This is a genomic window from Lachnoanaerobaculum sp. OBRC5-5 (assembly GCF_000296385.1).
GTDB lineage: Bacteria > Bacillota > Clostridia > Lachnospirales > Lachnospiraceae > Lachnoanaerobaculum.
In genome coordinates, this window is record NZ_JH815185.1 from 1 (window position 1) to 17,071 (window position 17,071).

Here is a 17,071-nt window from a genome sequence, read left to right on the forward strand (position 1 = left end):
TTTTTATGCAGAAAAGATGTGAGGGGAAATCAGTACGGACGCAAGGAAGAACTGTATGAATGTGAAGACTGTAGCGGATGTCCATATGCAAAGAAATGTAAGAATACAGATAAGAATAGAACCGTTCGGATCAATCAGGAACTAACTTCCATGCATCAGGAAGTAATTGAAAACCTAGAAAGTATCCATGGTGCGTTATTACGAATGAACCGTTCGATACAAGCAGAAGGCGCTTACGGAATTATGAAAAACGACCGTTGGTACAAGAGAATTGTCCGAAGAGGTATTCATTCAGTCAAACTGGAAGTTTTACTCGTGGCGATAGGACATAATTTATATAAATATCAGAAAAAAAAGATGAGAAACAGAACTGCCGCATAGATTCAAAAAAAGAATTTCTATGGGGTAGGGGAAGTGCGCTTTTTTCGCGTATGATTTCAGTCAACTATACACAATAAATGTAAAAAGGGAGATGCGAAAAAACTCAATCGAGTTTTTTCACATCCCCTTTTTTGGTTCTTTGTCAAGTTTTGGGGTGGGTTGATTTTTCAGCTCACTTTTTATTTTACAAAATGTTTTAATAAATAATATCACCTTACAACTCATCTTAAAAAACAATTCTTAAATGAATCTCAATATTTTTTTATCGAATAACAATATATTTTTATTGCTAAACATTAAATTATATGTTATCATGTTCCCAGTATTAATGAATTTTTTACAGCTTGTAAATATTTATATGTAAAGTAGGAGGTTGTGATGAATTGGACACAAAATAAAAGTATAGCTTTATCTAAGGTATGTGTATTTGTTTTTGCCATATTGGGTATACTGCTTAATATTTACATACACCATGATATAAAATTTATTATCTTAAGGCGCATTTATATTCCTCTTTCCAAGGAAGAACTTATCGGAAAGTATATCATTTTCAGTATGATTGCTGTTTACATACTTGATATACTTGCCTATACCGCACTGTTTCTCCTATATAAGCTTTTATGTAATATACATAAGTCTAAAGTATTTATAGCAGAAAATGTCAAGTATCTTAGAATGCTTTCATGGTGCTGTTTTATTGTCTCATTTGTATGCTTTATTTTAACATTTTTCTATCTACCATTTGTATTACTTGTTACAGGCTCTGCATTTATGGCTCTTATACTGAGAGTAGTTAAGAATGTCTTTACAGAGGCTATAGAAATAAAGCAAGAAAATGAGTATACCATATAAGGAGAAAAGTTATGATTATGGTAAATATAGATGTGGTAATGGCAAAAAGGAAGATGTCTGCCGGAGAGCTTGCCGAGCGAATAGGTATCACAGCTGCCAATTTGTCCATTCTTAAAAATAATAAAGCCAAGGCGGTACGATTCTCCACTTTGGAGGCTATATGCAGAGAACTTAACTGCCAAGTGGCAGATATACTGGAATACATACCTGACGAAAACTAAAGGAGGTATTTAACATGAGCGAAAATTTATCAGATAATTATACAGCTATAAATTCAGATAATGATATAACTGCAAATGCAAACAATAATGTATCTGACAGTTCAAACAACACTGCAAGTGCAGGCAATAATATAGCTGACGGTTCAAACAACACTGCAAGTGCAGGCAATAATATAGCTGACAGTTCAAACAATACTGCAAGTACTCCCACAGTCGGCATTAATATGGAGTCTGAAACTTCAAATAAGACTCCAATAAAAAAAGAGCCTAAATATAAGTTTGAAACGTTAGATATAATAATGCTGCCCGTTGTATTTATACTCGCATTTTTATGCATAAAATATTATAACTTAAATACAGGTATGGTAACTTTAGGTTTGGGAGCTACCTTATACATAGTACTTTATGTTATCTCAGTGCTTGCATATGCTAAATTAAAGGCTGTTAAGTTCAATAGTGAAAGTATTATTTTATCGGTACTTATGATACTTTTAGCCATAAGCTTTACTGTTTTTTATAACTATTCCCTTAATATATTTATGCAAATAGCTATGAATTTTATGCTTATTTACCTTCCTGTAACGGTATTTAACAAGCTTATAAAAAGCGAAACTTCAGCGCTTATATTATATGACTATATCAATGCACTTGTATTTATTCCTATACATAATGCTACTTCTTTTTGGATTTGCATGTTTTCAAAGAGGGGAAAAAGCACTTCAAGTACAAAGACTAAGTACTTTTTGCATATTTTTCTCGGACTTTTGATTGGTACTCCGTTTATAATGATTGTCATTTTCCTGCTTTCAAGTGCAGATGCTACTTTTAAAAATATTTTTGACCATTTATTCAACTTCGATATCAATGTTCCTGAAAATATAGGAACTCTTATATGGTCACTACCTATGGCAACCTACCTGTACGCACTTATCTACGGAAGTTCCATAGAGGATAATTCAAAGTCCTTTAATATAGATAAGTTTAATAAAACCATGGATAATGCAGCTTTCATACCAAGACTTAGTTTATATACCGTTAATGCAGTTATTTGCTGCTTTTATATTCTTTTTATAGGAATACAGGCTATATATTTTATAGATATTTTAGGCGGTTCTTTGCCGGCTGATTTTACCTATTCAGAATATGCAAGAAGAGGATTTTTTGAACTTCTGGCTGTTGCCTTAATCAATATAGTATTTATTGCGGTAGCTAAAATTTTTTCAGTTAAAAATGAAAATAATAAGTATTTGCGTATTCATATAATCCTAAATTCAATATTAACATTGGCACTTATATTGGTTGACTTTGCCAAGATGTATCTGTATATAAGCACTTATGGACTTACAACACTGCGCATAATTCCAAGTGTATTTATGATTTTCTTATGTTTTGTATTTGCCTTTATCATAATGGGAGAATTTAAGAAGAGCTTTCCTGTTACCAAATTAAGTTTCTATGCAGGAAATATACTTTTTGTACTTCTTTGTCTTGCCAATATAGACGCAGTGGTTGCCGGGTATAATCTTAATGCCTATATGAACGGTAATCTGCCATACTATGATATATATGATCTTAGGGAAAGTGATATGGCTGCAATGCCTGTTATTTACAAGGCTTGGAAAAACAGTTCCGATAAAGAACTTAAAGATAAGCTACACTTCTGCGCAGAAGGTATCATGGAGTATTATTCTTTTGATATAGATGAACCTATCAGTTATAATTACTCCAGAAATAAGGCTTTCGAAATAAAAAAACATATGAATCTAAATTAAGGTTCTTTGTCAAGTGTTGGGGTGGGTTGATTTTTCAGCCCACTTTTTATATTTGAATTTTTTGAACTTAGCATTTTACCTGGCATAATATATTTAAAGCCTGATAAATATTTTTTTGCACAACAGAAAGACCTCGTCCCCAGATATTTTTTAAGCCGTCACCATTAAAATTCTATTCCTAAAATATGTAAAGTTACGTACACCATAAGATACTCTTTTAAGTACCTTTATCTTGTTATTAAACCCTTCTGTAGGCCCATTTGATATATGTCGATACTTAAGTGGATTTAAGATGTATTTGTAATTATTTCTAAATGCTGTGATTGCCGCATTAAACTCTTTTATGCCGGAACTTTCCACTTCAAGCAGCCATTCGCGAAGTAGCACTCGTTGCTTTGAGTATGATTTTTCATCAAGTAGCTTAATAAACAACTCTTTTATGAAGTGTGCTTTCCTTCTCCAGAGCCCAATATACCTGCCTTATAAAATGGTACCTGTCAACAACTATCTTAGCATTTGGAAAGTATGTTTTAGCTATATCTATGAAAGTCTTATTCATATCACATGAGAAATATTTTACATTCATGCGTTTTGACTTATCAAGAGACTTAAAGTATTCAACCAAACATGCACTCTTTATTGAGTAGAGTATATCAAGAACTTTGTGTTTTATAGGATTCACAACAATAGTTTGATACTTTTCGGTTCCGGCATTCCCTTTAAACTCATCTATTGATATAGCTTCCCCAATTCTATCAGATGAATTGTTAAGTGTACCAAGTATCTTATATACAGTGTGAGTAGAAACATTAGCTTTATCGGATGCCTCTGCAATAGTTATTGCACTACGGAAAGAATGAGCAATGAACTTGGTCAGCCTTTCTTAATAAAAAATTCAATACGATTGTAATGAGGACTAGATACAAGAAATTCATGTTTAAATTTGGTAAAATTTGAAGTAAATGTTCAGAATATCTGAACAAGAACAAAGAACCGGTTTGGAATATCCGAAAAGTAGAGCAAATCTACTTTACAGGTGCTTCCATTCTATTTTGTACTATTTGGTAATCAAAAAATAATTTTTTGTTTTGAGCATTTACATATAGAATAAAATATGGAATTATTATTTCAAATCAAAAACTAAATATTTGATTTGAAATAAAGGAGATAACTGTATGCATCAAATAATGTTAAAAATGAAATTGGCAAATCCTAATCCGACAGGTTCTTTAAAGGATCATTTGAAATTCCTTAAAGCCAAACTTGATGAAATGAACTCTCTTGAGAGTAATTATAATCAAAAAAAGGTGACAGTAGTTGAACCGTTTGAAAATGACGACACAGTTGTTTTAAAAGTAGAAACTGAACTTAAATTAAGTTCACCTGGTAGAGCATTTACAGGACTTTCAAGATCATTATTAAATGAAAATTCAAATGAATATGACGGTTTTTTTAAAGAAAATTTATGGCATGGAAGATCGTTCTCATTTGAAAGAATATATAAAGACTATAAAGTGATTGATAATATTTCAGACACGGATTTTTTGGTTAGAGTATTAGTATTAATACAAAAACCTAAAAGTCTTTTAACACAAACAGAAAGAAATATTCTGTCACAAATGAAAATACTTGCAGCTAATTTAACAAATGATTTTTCAAAAGGAGAAAAGGAATGATTACTTTAAATTCAAATGAAATGAAAGTATATAGAATGATTATAAATTATATAATTCCGGGTATAGCTCCGGGTAATTATATGGCAAGAGATTTCTTTGGCAATACTCCGGCGATTCCAAGAGTAGTACGCCGTATCTGTGAAGAAGTGAAGGCAGGAAATTTATCTAAAGTATCATTGATTGGGAGAAAATCGTCGGACGGGTATAAAATAAAATAGGTGCTTTGAAAATAGAAAGAATGCTGACTTAAAATCAAATATTGGAAGATATTCTTTTTGATTTATTTCCAAATAGTATGTATTATTGTTGATGTAGTTCCTTTGGCATTAACTCATTATGGAGAGTAAGGTTTATTTGGGTGGGACTATTAGCAAGAATTTGATTGGAGGAGTGGTTAATGCAAAATTGGGAAATGAATCCGGTAGTGATAAAAAATGATCGATATAAAAGCGCTGAAATAGCATATATGGAAATACAGAAATACTGTAAAGTTAAGGGATATATGTTTTTTCCTGATATGACAGAAGAAGAATTTGTTAATCTTACTAAGATTATGTTTAAAGTGCCGGGATGGTTAGTTCCGTTGGATAGAAAAGAAGAGTTTATTTTAGATAGTAAACTTGGAAAATATCGTGATAAATGGAAAGATTGTTATTTAATCTTAGGTGTTTTTCATGCCTTTGAGGACGATGGGAAATGGTACTTCTCTGTTAATATAGATGGAAAAAACATGGGAATGCCGGCATATAAAAGGCTTGAAAAATAAGATTTGATGCGTTTTGCTTAGTATTGTTTCGTTAAGTCCGACAGTAGAACTTTTCGTACAGATTTAAATGTGAGTATATTATCATACCGGAATTCCGTCGTTTCTCTCAAAATCTAGTTTTAGGTGTACAAGAGCGTGCAGCTTTGAAAGAGAATGTCGATTTCAGCCTGTGTTAAGTAGAGGAAATTAAGATTGCTAATGTGAACCGGCTTTTTGGTTGTCATCGCTAGAGATATCAATTTATGGGACTCTCCTATGAAAGAACACCGTCATATGCCCGGTCTTCAGAGATGGTTAAACTGCCATAAAGATATGTAAATACATGAGAGGTTGTCTTTAACTTAGATCATGGTGATATAACCCTCGTATAAATAAGCTGTGTAATTAATTCAAATAAAGAGAACTGAAAACGTATTTGAGAAGCAAGTATATCAATAGTTTCATTAACATAAAGAAAATACTTTATAGTTTTTAGTTGAGTAGATTTTGCTTTTAGATTATAGTGATATTGCTACATTGACAAGTAACGACAATGTAGTTACAATATTGATAAAAGAACGGAGGTAGTACATATGGAGAAATCGGCAACATTGAACTTAAGAGTAAATCCGACACTGAAAAAAGATGCGGAATCTGTGCTGGGACGTTTAGGAGTTCCTATGTCTACTGCTGTAGATATGTTTCTTAACCAAATTGTATTGACCGGAGGAATTCCTTTTGCAATAACTTTACCAAGTACCCCGGAGAGTATTGATATGACTAAAATGAGCATAGATGAGATTCATGATAAGATACAAAAAGGATATGAATCTTATAAAGAAGGTAGAACACAGAGCGCAGCGAAGGCTTTTGATAAATTTAGAGAGAGCCATAATTGATGGTAAAATATAGGGTTGATATTACGGATGAAGCACTAAGATATAGAGATAACTATTTAAGCAGGAGTGGAGATAGTAATGAGTAGAAAATTTGATGATTTCTTAAATGAACAACTTAATGATGCTGAAATTAGAAGCGAATATGAAGCGTTGCAACCGGAACATGCCTTGATACGGGCTATGATTGATGTGGGACAGGAGTCTGGAATTACACAGAAGGAACTTGCTAAGCGAACAGGAATTGTATAAGGAGATATAAATAAATCTGAATTATTTGTGGTACAATATTTAATTTTAAAACCGTTATATGAATCTCTAAAATTAATCCATGATATTATAATCTAATTTGATACATCTAAAAATAGGCATACTTTCCACAGTTAGAATTTTTAAGTAGTTATCAATCTGTAAAAGTTTAATAGTAGTTGTTATTTCGATTGTATATATCTTGCTGAATAGATTAATTTTGTAGAAAGTTTTAGCAATCCTGAATGGATATTATCAATGGGTTGTTTTAGCATATTTACAGATAATTCCAATGGTTTAAACCAATTAAATATGTTATAAGAAAGTGCATGTGTCAGTATCATATTCGCATTTGCAATTCTTTTATATCTGCCGACAGAAGTAAAATCAAAGTCTGGTTTACTTTATAAAGCTTTATTTCAAGCCTCTATTACAATAGGGCCTGATTATATATCAGGTATGACTCCATGTTTGTAACAATGAATGCAGGCTATTTGTTTTTTAGGATTTTCTATTAATAATCTAGACTAATGCATAAAGCATAATAAAATAAATCATTTACAGACGGTCAAGCATAAATGATTATGTCCTAAAATAATTATTTTATAAGCCCCACAAAAGGGGCTTTTTATCATGCACTTTTTAAGTCTTGTTCAATTCTGTGTGGTTGTGAGTGGACAAATTTTTTAAAGGCACTTCTTCTCCAAGGATGATTCATTGGTGGAATATAAGGTTTTCTAGGTTTTGGCTTTTTGTAATCAGCGTCCAGGTCTTTAGACTTACGCTCATGTGTTGGTATTTCCTCCGGCACATGAATATCTTTGTCATTAACGCACGCAAACAAATACTTATCAAATGCCTTGATAAGCATAACTTTTGTTCCTTTTTGATAATGGATCTGCACTCCCTTATGATCTATCATCTTATAAAACTTTTTCTCAAATTGAATCGCATGTCCTGCGTCAACAGTTCTTTCTGTCAGAACCGCTAAAGTAAGATTTATTTTTTTCTTGGACGGTTGTGTTTCAAATACAGATTTGATACCATAAAGTGGAAGTGCAAACTTCTCATTGAATTCTTTTATGTAGGAGTGAAGGAATTCATTGGCTTTATTGATATCGGTTACGCCTGCGATTCTGAATTCAACCAGCAGGCGTGACTGTAAGGTTTGATTCAAACGTTCTATGCGTCCTTTAGCTTGAGGTACACTACTTGATTCAAGTTCTACACCAAGCTGCTTGCAGGCATAAGCGAACTGTGTATAGGTGTCTTTATCATCAGATAAGGCGCCTTTTTTCTTGTACGTAAATACAGTTCTTCTATCGGTAAGAAACTTATAAGGAATACCGTAATCAGTAAGTATCTGATCGAATACATGGTAGTAGCCGTTAAGAGTTTCCTGAGTTTCAAACCGGGCACCTGTAACAACGCCTGAGGCATCATCGATAGCCAAATGTAGATGCCATATTTGTCCCGGTACCCATTCATAAGGGGTTGCATCCATTTGTTGTAGTTCACCAAAATAAGCACATCTTGGACGACGGCTGTGGGCATCATCGATTGCTACCAGGTTGGCCTGTATAGATGCCAGCTCCTTCTTTGTCTTTGCAGTTTCTTTTTTAGCTTTCAGCTTTTGCTTAATACGTCTACGTTTAGCTTTGGTGGCCTTTGGAGAAAGAATATATTCAGACTCCAAGATATTCATTACAGATGAATGTGAGATACATATGCCCTCATTCTTTTTCAGAAGCTCTGTATAGTGCTCAAAGTTTGCATCATAGTATTTAGTTCTGTAAAGGTCTATGACTTGTCTACGAATATCATGGGAGATTGTAGTGGCCGGCTTTTTGCCTTTGTTACCGTGTAGAAAGAATTTCTTGCCACTTTTTATATATCCCTGTAACATACGATTTATATGCCTCTTGGTGCATCCCAGTACCATAGCGGCTCTGTTCTTGTTAGCGGTATCAGGGTGGTCAGCCAACCCTTTGATAACTTCGTATTTCTTTTGCTCATTCAGTGATAAAACTACCTTTTTGATAAGTCTGTTCCTCCTGTTTAATAAAATGTATAAAGCACTATTCTATCATAAACAGGACATTTTCGTTTGGGGTATATTAGGACTTTATCATATACCCTTTATCATATACGGCTTATAAGCATAATAAAATAAATCATTTACAGACTTGACAAAATCGGAAAAATATGATGCCACACTTGTTTGTTTATGGTATAATAAAGCATAATGTAACCAAAGGGAGGAGAGGAATGACTAATAGAGCTGCGATGGATGAGGTGACATTTCTTAATTTCTATAGAGAGAGTGTATCATGTTATTCAAAAAGGGCGAAGCGTAAAATATGTAGTGCATTAGAGAAAGATGGCAAAATAACATTTGAATCTCAAATGAGTATCCAAACGGCTGGCAATAGTCCAATTTATTTTGAGAAAGCAGATGTTGACGCTATTATTTCGAAGACAACCATGACACCAGATTTTATGGGATTTTTTGAAGAGTGGGAATATACTAAATTATATAAGTATTCTGTACCGGTTTTTTTTGAAACCGAAAAAGAGATTGAGGGAAGTTTAAAAAATATTGGAATTAAGAAATTCGAAAAGAATAGTTTTTCAACGGATTATATTTTAAAAACTTTACTTTTAGATGCCGATCCAATGTGGTACGAAAGTGGTGGAAAATATTTTGTCAAGTTTGTATTACAAAAATCATGTTTTCAGGGTGATGATTACGAGCAAATAGATTATAGATATCCAATTGTCATTTATATTGATAAAAACATTGGAGTGCTAGAAGTAAGATATGATGCTGTAAAATATAGTGCTCAGCAAACTGAAAGTAATATCTATGCGAATTTAGTAAGTACATGTTTAAAATGGCTTGTAGAGAAACTGGAATTTAAGTTGTTTTTGTGTGAACATGCAAATACCATAGATGTTATTAATGATAAATCGGATTCTTCTGTAAGAATGTATAGACAGATGATGGCTTTAAAATCAGGAGGCTCAGCAGAGTTAAAAGCTGCAGAGAGTAGAGATGCTGTTTTACCATTTGTAGGTGAACTTCGAGAACTTATAGAAGAGAATGTAGATTTGTTTAATAACGAAGCGAAAGGGGTAATAGAAAAATATTTGAATGATATAGAATTGACAGCAAGTTACCCTTATATTTATATCAAATGGGAAAATGCAGTTGAATCTCAGAGCTATATTGTGAAAATAACCTTTGATTATTTGAACCAAAAATATACATTGCTACAGCATTTGACAGGGACATGTAGCGATATAGGAATGGAGCGAATGAACAATGCAATTAAATATCTTTGTGAAAGCAGCTCCTTTACTAAAGGAGAAGAAATTAAATATTAATGTAGATACTTTTATAGATTTTTTAGCTCATTATAGTTCTAAGGATTGGATTTATCCAACTGCTATACATAGGAAATTGAAATATGATATAAAAGATATCTATGATGCCTTAGAATTACTTAGAGAGGCTGGTTATATTGAGCAGTACTTGGAAATATACTGTCCAGGGTGTCAACGCTATACCGGACAATACTATAAAACTATAGGTGAAATTCCTGATGAAATCTATTGTATAAATTGTGATGAAGAAATAGAAAATCCATTGGAACATGCATCTGTGGTTTATAGGGTATTGTAGTTATGGCAGATTTTCAAAATATAGACAATTATAAATTGGCAGAGGAGTTATTAAATGAGCACGGTTTTGACATTCCGAGTTTTTTATACTATGAATGCCATAAAAATCCAAGTTTTTTACAAATGAGTGATGATAATCATGAAAAATTTTGTTCTTTGTATGATGAAATTTTTACGCCTTCCTCTACAACAAAAAGTAAGGGGAATAAATTAGAGGAGCTTACGGCGGTCTTGTTTGCAAAGGCATTTCCTAATATTTTTGATGTAAAGAAGAATTGTAGAACAAGTTCGAATGAAGTAGATTTGTTAGTCAGCTGGAAAGATGCTGCGAGTAGAATAGGTTTAACGAACGATTTTGATGGACTCGGGAGTACTTTTTTATGTGAGTGTAAAAATTATGAAGGTAAAGTAAATGTTACATATGTTGGAAAATTTTTTTCATTGATGAGTTACACAGATACAAAGTTTGGAATCTTGGTAGCGTGGGACGGAGTTACTGGAAAGGGATGGTCTGATGGATTGGGACTTATAAAAAAATTAGCACTTGCAGAGAAAAGGTATATTATAGTTCTCACAAAGGAAGATTTTTATGATATTTATCAAAGAAATAAGAATGTATTTGAACTATTAAGAGATAAGTATCAGTCATTAAAACATGACATAATGTATGACAATTACGTATCTAAGCATAAAGCAGAGGGAAAATTATAAATTTATAAAAGTAGTATTAGAAGCACTTGCGTTTTGTGAGTGCTTTTTGGGTTATATAGTTAAATGTTTGGGTTATATATTACCAATCTCAACTTTTTCTTATATTTCTTATACCATATCCCCATTTAAAAGTTGAGATTTTATTTTCAACAAACAGATATTAGAATAAAACATGGTAACTCCATTCGAATAGAGGTTATGAGGATTATATGTTCCACATAGAATAAGTTAGAGGTATAAGTAAAGGTGAATTGCAAAGGATAATCAAAATCTGATGCCCCACAGATCCAATAATAGCAATAGATTCCCCCTGTTTATCCGAAATTTCGGGTAGAATATTCATAAAGTTGAGTTATAATATTGTAAGGTATTGTTGAAAACGAAAGAGGAAGATAAGATGTATAAATCAATAGATTTATTTGCAGGTATCGGGGGGATAAGGCTCGGCTTTGAACAGGCATTTAAAGGCGATATCAAAACAGTTTTTGTGAGTGAGTGGGATAAAAAAGCGGTTGAAACTTACAAGGCAAATTATAATGACGGTATAGATGTGGTTGGAGATATTACCAAGGTTGATGAGAAAGATATACCGCCCCATGATATATTACTTGCAGGGTTTCCTTGTCAAGCCTTTTCTCTTGCAGGTCAGAAGAGAGGCTTTGAAGATGCAAGAGGAACTCTTTTTTTTGATGTCGCAAGGATTGTAAAATACCATAAACCTAAAGTCGTATTCTGTGAAAATGTGAAGAATCTGGTTAACCATGATAGAGGTCGTACATTTGATGTTATAAAATCTGTTTTGGAGGATTTGGGATATAAAGTGTTCTATAAAGTTCTTAACAGTAAAAACTTCGGCGTTCCGCAAAATAGAGAAAGGATATATATTGTCGGATTCAGGAACGATATAGCACCGGAAGACTTTACATTTCCTGAGAAAACGGATGATACCAGGGTAATAAAGGATATAATGGAAGAACAAGAAGTATCACCCAAATATTATTTATCCACCATTTATCTGGATTCGTTGAAAAGACATAAGGCAAGACATGCTTCCAAGGGGAACGGATTCGGATATGAAATCAGAGAATTGGACTCCGTAGCGGGAGCTATTGTTTGCGGCGGTATGGGAAGAGAAAGAAACTTGATAATTGATGATCGTTTAACCGACTTTACTCCGGTTACGCATATAAAAGGCAGTGTCAACAAAGAATATATTCGTAAGATGACACCGAGAGAGTGGGCAAGACTTCAGGGATTTCCTGACAATTTTAAGTTTGTAGTTGCCGATACACATTTATATAAGCAGTTCGGAAATTCCGTTACAGTTCCTGTGATACGTGCGATTGCCGAAAAGATAAAGGCACAACTTGAAAAAGAAAATACGAAAACTAAGAAAAGCGAAGAAAAATTTGAACAATTGGCTTTTACATGGAGGTAAATATGCTTAAAGGGAATAAGGGAGAATGGTCTGAAGTATACGTCCTTTTAAAACTTTTGGCTGACGGAAAGATATATGCTGCGGACAGTGAATTGAATAAGCTTGAGGATATTTATTTTCCTATTATTAAAATAATCAGAGAAGAGACCAAGGGCGAGATCAAAGAATATACCGCAGGAGAAATGATATCGATTTATATTAACGGATCTAAAGTGAAAGAATTGCCTGCGACAGAGTTCGAATCGGAGTCCGGAAATCTGTTGAGTGAGATTAACAGCAAAGATTCAAAGGGGTCATTTTCGGTAGAAAGCACGCAGAATTTTATGGATAAAATTTTGTGTTATAAGCTTTCAGCACCTGCAACGGATAAAAGTGATATTACGGTAAAAATAGTTGATGTAAACACAGGATACAGCCCTACTGTAGGATTTTCAATAAAATCCGAATTGGGTTCATCTCCGACTTTGTTGAATGCAGGAAAAACTACAAACTTTATTTATAAAATAGTACATAATTATCCTGATTTGATAAGAGAAGCGAACGAAATATACAAGGTGTCAGGCGGCAAAAATCATACAGATGTCAGAGGGCGTATAAGTAAGATAATTAAGGAAAACGGAACTCTTGAATATCGAAAGATGAACAATCAGGTTTTTGAGGATAATTTGGTTCTTATCGACAGCAATATGGATAGAATTATTGCCGAGACTCTTTTATATTTTTATAAAGACGGAATCAGCAATTGTAACGAGATGGTGGAAAAACTTGAACATGAAAATCCTATGAACTACGGTAATGTAAACGCCTATAGATATAAGTTCAAAAAGTTTTTGACGGCTGTAGCATTGGGAATGAAACCTGCTACAGTTTGGGACGGTTTGGATGAGGCTACAGGAGGGTATATTGTAGTTACAAAGGAAGGAAATGTTCTTGCATATCATATATACAACAGAAATTACTTTGAAGAATATTTGTTAAGTAATACAAAGTATGAAACTGCATCCACATCAAGACATGATTTCGGAGAAGTATACAGTGAAAACGGAGAAGACTTTATAAAACTTAATTTGCAGGTGAGATTCAGATAGTGAAGAAGAGTAAGCCGATGACAAGAAGTGAGAATATGTCGAGGGTTAAAAGTAAGAATACAAAACCTGAAGTTTATTTGAGAAAGCTATTGTGGCACAGGGGGTTTAGATACAGATTAAATTATAAGGGTTTACCGGGAAGTCCCGATATCTATATTCCTAAATACAAGGTTGCCATATTTGTGAACGGATGTTTTTGGCATATGCATGAAAATTGCAAGTATGCTTCCATCCCTAAGAATAATCATGATTTTTGGAAAAGTAAGTTGGAGGGAAATGTTCAAAGAGATAAGCAAAACTACATCAAACTTGAGAGCATGGGTATTAATGTTATAGTGGTGTGGGGATGTGAAATCAAACAGATGATGAAAGATAAGGTGATAGAAAAGGAAAAGACGGATTATCTTGTCAATCACATTTTTTCTACGCCAAACTCCAAATAATGGCGAGATTTTTCTCGCCATTATTTATTTTTCATAGCCAAATATGTTATAATGGCGAGAAAATGGAGGTGATGTTTTGAGAGAATTCAATTATTTGAAGCTTATGGAATTGTCTTTGCCTGTAAATATATATCATACAATTGCAAAAATTCACGAATATAAGGGAAAGCAAGAACTTTATGTAAAAAATTATCCTGATGTTTTGGATAAGATGATTGATGTAGCTAAAATACAAAGTACGAAGTCTTCGAATGCTATTGAGGGGATTTATACAAATGATGCAAGACTTAACGAATTGATGAATAAAAAGGCAGAACCGGGAAACAGGAATGAGGAGGAGATTGCAGGATATAGGCATGTACTTGACATTATTCATGAAAATTATGCATATATAGAATTTGATAAAAATGATATTTTAACTCTCCATAATCAGTTATATTCATATTCATATGTAAACTATAAGGGGAAATTTAAGACTCTTGACAATACCATTATGGAAGTAGATGCGTTAGGCAATAGGAAAGTGAGATTTCAACCGGTAAGCAGTTTTGAAACAGAAATGTATTTTGATAAAATGGTTGAGGCTTATAATAAAGCAGTGAAAGCAAATATTCCGGCATTAATTTTAATACCTGTGCTTATACATGATTTTTTATGTATTCATCCTTTTGATGATGGTAATGGAAGAATGAGCAGATTACTGACATTACTTTTACTTTATAAGTTCGGTTACTTTGTTGGAAGATATATAAGTATAGAAATGCTGATTGAAGAGAGTAAAGAGTCTTATTATGAAGAGTTGCAAAAATCAAGCGAAAAGTGGCATACAGGTGAAAATGATGAAATCCCGTTTATAAGATATATTCTTGGGATTTTATTAAAAGCATATGAAGAATGTGATGACAGATTTAACATGATAGGAAATGAGAAATTGACATCACCGGAAAGAGTATTAACGGTTATTCAAAAGTCATTAGAGCCGCTTTCAAAAAAGGATATTATGATAATCTGTCCCGATATATCACAAAGGACAATAGAACGTTCTTTAAAGGAATTATATGATAATAGTAAAATAAAACAGGTAGGTAGTGGGCGGTCAACAAAGTACGTTAAGATTTAGAAGCAAGTGAAGAAAAAATTGAACAATTGGCTTTTACACGGAGGTAAATATGTTTAAGGGGAATAAGTGGGAACGGTCTGAAGTATATGCTCTTTTAAGAATATTGGCAGATGTAAAAGTATATGCGGCAGACAGTGAATTAAATAAGCTTGAGGATGTTTATCTTCCTATAATTAGAACAATCAGAGAAGAAACAAAGGGTGAAATCAACGAGTATACCGCCGAAGAAACGATATCAATTTATATTAATGGAGCAAAAGTCAAGGAATTACCTGCGACAGAGTTTGAATCGGAGTCAGTAAACTTGTTGAATGAGATTAACAGCAAAGATTCAAAGGGGGCATTTTCGGTAGAAAGTACGCAGAATTTCAGGGATAAAATCTTGTGTTATAAGCTTTTCACACATGCAATAGATAAAAATGATATCATGGTAAAAATAACTGATGCAGATACAGTATACAGTCCGACAATAGGTTCTTTAATAAAATCCGAATTAGGTCCATATTCTACTGTGTTGAATGCAGGAAAGACCACAAACTTTATCTATAAAATAGTACAAAATGATCCTGATTTGATAAGAGAAGCAAATGGAATATACAAGGTGTCCGGAGGTAAGAATCATACAGATGTCAGAGGGCTCATAAATAAGATAATTAAAGAAAACGGAACTCTTGAATATCGAAAGATGAATAATCAGGTTTTTGAAGATAATTTGGTTCTTATTGACAGTAATATGGATAGAATTATTGCCGAGACTCTTTTATATTTTTATAAAGACGGAATCAGCAATTGTAACGAGATGGTGGAAAAACTTGAACAGGAGAATCCTATGAACTACGGTAATGTAAATGCCTATAGATATAAGTTCAAAAAGTTTTTGACGGCTGTAGCATTGGGAATGAAACCTGCTACAGTGTGGGACGGTTTGGATGAGGCTACAGGAGGATATATTGTAGTTACAAAGGAAGGTAATGTTCTTGCATATCATATATACAACAGAAATTACTTTGAAGAATATTTGTTAAGTAATACAAAGTATGAAACAGCATCCACATCAAGACATGATTTCGGGGAAGTGTATAGTGAAAACGTAGAAGACTTTATAAAGCTTAATTTGCAGGTGAGATTCAGATAGTGAAGAAGAGTAAGCCGATGACCAGAAGTGAGAATATGGCAAGGGTTAAAAACAAGAATACACAACCTGAAGTTTATTTGAGGAAGCTTTTGTGGCATATGGGGTTTAGATACAGATTAAATTATAAGAACCTACCCAGAAGTCCCGATATCTATATTCCTAAATACAAGGTTGTCATATTTGTGAACGGATGCTTTTGGCACATGCATGAAAATTGCAAGTATGCTTCCATCCCTAAGAATAATCATGATTTTTGGAAAAGTAAGTTGGAGGGAAATGTTCAAAGAGATAAGCAAAACTACATCAAACTTGAGAGCATGGGCATTAATGTTATAGTGGTGTAGGGATGTGAAATTAAACAGATGATGAAAGATAAGATAATAGAAAAGGAAAAGACGGATTATCTCGCCAACAGTATTTTTTCTACGCCAAAATCCTAATAATGGCGAGAAAAAGGGTGGCGATGCTTCGAGAGTATAAGTGATGAAATATGTAAGTTATGTTTCTTTTTATTTCTGAAAATAAAAAAGGCCATAGAAACTGTTTATATTAACGGTTCTATGGCCTTTTTATAATATTTATACTTGTATCTGTAATAAAAATTTACGTAAATAAATTAGTTTGCTAAAAACAAATATTGCAAAATTTAGCTAAAAGATA

The 17,071-nt window shown here is 33.1% G+C and carries 19 protein-coding genes and 2 pseudogenes; 18 read left to right on the top strand and 3 right to left on the bottom strand.

The annotated features are described in order from the left end of the window. The 4 genes from HMPREF1135_RS00005 to HMPREF1135_RS00020 all read left to right on the top strand — a co-directional run. Window positions 1–381 (top strand): transposase (locus tag HMPREF1135_RS00005; RefSeq protein ID WP_007590661.1); only part of this gene is annotated, 381 nt, incomplete at its 5' end. A 378-nt stretch (window positions 382–759) separates the two neighbouring features. Continuing rightward, entirely contained in the window at window positions 760–1,233 is a 474-nt protein-coding gene (locus tag HMPREF1135_RS00010; RefSeq protein ID WP_007590662.1) for a DUF2975 domain-containing protein, read from the top strand. A gap of 11 nt (window positions 1,234–1,244) precedes the next feature. Then, window positions 1,245–1,454 (top strand): helix-turn-helix domain-containing protein, encoded by a 210-nt coding sequence (locus HMPREF1135_RS00015; protein ID WP_007590663.1) that lies wholly within the window; start codon window positions 1,245–1,247, stop codon window positions 1,452–1,454. 14 nt (window positions 1,455–1,468) lie between these two features. After that, entirely contained in the window at window positions 1,469–3,226 is a 1,758-nt protein-coding gene (locus HMPREF1135_RS00020; RefSeq protein WP_007590664.1) for a DUF4153 domain-containing protein, read from the top strand. Window positions 3,227–3,376: 150 nt separating this feature from the next. Here the strand turns inward: HMPREF1135_RS00020 and HMPREF1135_RS14080 are convergent. After that, window positions 3,377–3,908, bottom strand: a pseudogene (locus HMPREF1135_RS14080) (transposase). A 493-nt stretch (window positions 3,909–4,401) separates the two neighbouring features. Here HMPREF1135_RS14080 and HMPREF1135_RS00035 point away from each other — a divergent pair. The 3 genes from HMPREF1135_RS00035 to HMPREF1135_RS00045 all read left to right on the top strand — a co-directional run bounded on the left by HMPREF1135_RS00035 (window position 4,402) and on the right by HMPREF1135_RS00045 (window position 5,668). After that, on the top strand, window positions 4,402–4,902 hold the full coding sequence (locus HMPREF1135_RS00035) for a hypothetical protein (RefSeq protein ID WP_007590665.1): 501 nt from the start codon (window positions 4,402–4,404) through the stop codon (window positions 4,900–4,902). Next, a complete protein-coding gene (locus tag HMPREF1135_RS00040; protein ID WP_007590666.1) occupies window positions 4,899–5,120 on the top strand; it encodes a hypothetical protein in 222 nt (73 codons plus the stop codon). Before HMPREF1135_RS00035 ends, HMPREF1135_RS00040 begins: the two co-directional genes overlap by 4 nt. Window positions 5,121–5,299: 179 nt before the next feature. Beyond that, window positions 5,300–5,668 (top strand): hypothetical protein, encoded by a 369-nt coding sequence (locus HMPREF1135_RS00045; protein WP_007590667.1) that lies wholly within the window; start codon window positions 5,300–5,302, stop codon window positions 5,666–5,668. A 242-nt stretch (window positions 5,669–5,910) separates the two neighbouring features. Here the strand turns inward: HMPREF1135_RS00045 and HMPREF1135_RS14500 are convergent. Further along, window positions 5,911–6,122: pseudogene (locus HMPREF1135_RS14500) on the bottom strand (IS1634 family transposase); the annotation flags it as partial. A gap of 118 nt (window positions 6,123–6,240) precedes the next feature. On the opposite strand from HMPREF1135_RS14500, the gene HMPREF1135_RS00050 reads away from it, so the two are divergent. Together HMPREF1135_RS00050 and HMPREF1135_RS14000 are read left to right on the top strand one after the other, a co-directional pair. Next, the gene (locus tag HMPREF1135_RS00050) at window positions 6,241–6,546 is read left to right on the top strand and encodes a type II toxin-antitoxin system RelB/DinJ family antitoxin (protein WP_007590668.1); all 306 of its coding nucleotides are present in this window, start codon (window positions 6,241–6,243) and stop codon (window positions 6,544–6,546) included. Between the two features lie 78 nt (window positions 6,547–6,624). Further along, window positions 6,625–6,795 carry a hypothetical protein gene (locus HMPREF1135_RS14000; RefSeq protein WP_007590677.1) on the top strand — a complete coding sequence of 57 codons (171 nt, stop codon included), beginning with the start codon at window positions 6,625–6,627 and terminating at the stop codon, window positions 6,793–6,795. Window positions 6,796–7,423: 628 nt separating this feature from the next. Here the strand turns inward: HMPREF1135_RS14000 and HMPREF1135_RS00055 are convergent. Further along, a complete protein-coding gene (locus tag HMPREF1135_RS00055) occupies window positions 7,424–8,812 on the bottom strand; it encodes an ISNCY family transposase (RefSeq protein ID WP_034242826.1) in 1,389 nt (462 codons plus the stop codon). Window positions 8,813–9,060: 248 nt separating this feature from the next. Between HMPREF1135_RS00055 and HMPREF1135_RS00060 the strand changes: the two genes are divergently transcribed. The 9 genes from HMPREF1135_RS00060 (at window position 9,061) to HMPREF1135_RS00100 (ending at window position 16,755) form a co-directional block, all read left to right on the top strand. Further along, window positions 9,061–10,179 carry a hypothetical protein gene (locus tag HMPREF1135_RS00060; protein WP_007590681.1) on the top strand — a complete coding sequence of 373 codons (1,119 nt, stop codon included), beginning with the start codon at window positions 9,061–9,063 and terminating at the stop codon, window positions 10,177–10,179. Beyond that, window positions 10,118–10,477 (top strand): hypothetical protein, encoded by a 360-nt coding sequence (locus tag HMPREF1135_RS00065; RefSeq protein WP_007590683.1) that lies wholly within the window; start codon window positions 10,118–10,120, stop codon window positions 10,475–10,477. The genes HMPREF1135_RS00060 and HMPREF1135_RS00065 overlap by 62 nt, the downstream gene beginning before the upstream one ends. A gap of 2 nt (window positions 10,478–10,479) precedes the next feature. Beyond that, window positions 10,480–11,187, top strand: a complete 708-nt coding sequence (locus tag HMPREF1135_RS00070; protein WP_007590686.1) for a restriction endonuclease — start codon at window positions 10,480–10,482, stop codon at window positions 11,185–11,187. Window positions 11,188–11,584: 397 nt separating this feature from the next. Further along, complete coding sequence (locus HMPREF1135_RS00075) at window positions 11,585–12,625, top strand: DNA cytosine methyltransferase (protein ID WP_007590688.1); 1,041 nt, start codon at window positions 11,585–11,587, stop codon at window positions 12,623–12,625. Between the two features lie 2 nt (window positions 12,626–12,627). Next, on the top strand, window positions 12,628–13,713 hold the full coding sequence (locus HMPREF1135_RS00080; RefSeq protein WP_007590690.1) for an HpaII family restriction endonuclease: 1,086 nt from the start codon (window positions 12,628–12,630) through the stop codon (window positions 13,711–13,713). Beyond that, complete coding sequence (locus tag HMPREF1135_RS00085) at window positions 13,713–14,156, top strand: very short patch repair endonuclease (protein WP_034242829.1); 444 nt, start codon at window positions 13,713–13,715, stop codon at window positions 14,154–14,156. The genes HMPREF1135_RS00080 and HMPREF1135_RS00085 overlap by 1 nt, the downstream gene beginning before the upstream one ends. 76 nt (window positions 14,157–14,232) lie before the next feature. Beyond that, on the top strand, window positions 14,233–15,276 hold the full coding sequence (locus HMPREF1135_RS00090; protein WP_007590693.1) for a Fic family protein: 1,044 nt from the start codon (window positions 14,233–14,235) through the stop codon (window positions 15,274–15,276). A gap of 49 nt (window positions 15,277–15,325) precedes the next feature. Next, the gene (locus HMPREF1135_RS00095) at window positions 15,326–16,411 is read left to right on the top strand and encodes an HpaII family restriction endonuclease (protein ID WP_007590694.1); all 1,086 of its coding nucleotides are present in this window, start codon (window positions 15,326–15,328) and stop codon (window positions 16,409–16,411) included. Then, window positions 16,411–16,755: a very short patch repair endonuclease gene (locus HMPREF1135_RS00100; RefSeq protein WP_330369961.1), complete on the top strand. Its 345-nt coding sequence runs from the start codon at window positions 16,411–16,413 to the stop codon at window positions 16,753–16,755. The genes HMPREF1135_RS00095 and HMPREF1135_RS00100 overlap by 1 nt, the downstream gene beginning before the upstream one ends. Window positions 16,756–17,071 lie beyond the last annotated feature (316 nt).

Coding starts and splice junctions, on each gene's coding strand:
- HMPREF1135_RS00010 (WP_007590662.1), top strand. CDS start 760: ATGAATTGGACACAAAATAAAAGTATAGCTTTATCTAAGGTATGTGTA.
- HMPREF1135_RS00015 (WP_007590663.1), top strand. CDS start 1,245: ATGATTATGGTAAATATAGATGTGGTAATGGCAAAAAGGAAGATGTCT.
- HMPREF1135_RS00050 (WP_007590668.1), top strand. CDS start 6,241: ATGGAGAAATCGGCAACATTGAACTTAAGAGTAAATCCGACACTGAAA.
- HMPREF1135_RS00045 (WP_007590667.1), top strand. CDS start 5,300: ATGCAAAATTGGGAAATGAATCCGGTAGTGATAAAAAATGATCGATAT.
- HMPREF1135_RS00065 (WP_007590683.1), top strand. CDS start 10,118: ATGCAATTAAATATCTTTGTGAAAGCAGCTCCTTTACTAAAGGAGAAG.
- HMPREF1135_RS00040 (WP_007590666.1), top strand. CDS start 4,899: ATGATTACTTTAAATTCAAATGAAATGAAAGTATATAGAATGATTATA.
- HMPREF1135_RS00060 (WP_007590681.1), top strand. CDS start 9,061: ATGACTAATAGAGCTGCGATGGATGAGGTGACATTTCTTAATTTCTAT.
- HMPREF1135_RS00095 (WP_007590694.1), top strand. CDS start 15,326: ATGTTTAAGGGGAATAAGTGGGAACGGTCTGAAGTATATGCTCTTTTA.
- HMPREF1135_RS00080 (WP_007590690.1), top strand. CDS start 12,628: ATGCTTAAAGGGAATAAGGGAGAATGGTCTGAAGTATACGTCCTTTTA.
- HMPREF1135_RS00020 (WP_007590664.1), top strand. CDS start 1,469: ATGAGCGAAAATTTATCAGATAATTATACAGCTATAAATTCAGATAAT.
- HMPREF1135_RS14000 (WP_007590677.1), top strand. CDS start 6,625: ATGAGTAGAAAATTTGATGATTTCTTAAATGAACAACTTAATGATGCT.
- HMPREF1135_RS00035 (WP_007590665.1), top strand. CDS start 4,402: ATGCATCAAATAATGTTAAAAATGAAATTGGCAAATCCTAATCCGACA.
- HMPREF1135_RS00070 (WP_007590686.1), top strand. CDS start 10,480: ATGGCAGATTTTCAAAATATAGACAATTATAAATTGGCAGAGGAGTTA.
- HMPREF1135_RS00075 (WP_007590688.1), top strand. CDS start 11,585: ATGTATAAATCAATAGATTTATTTGCAGGTATCGGGGGGATAAGGCTC.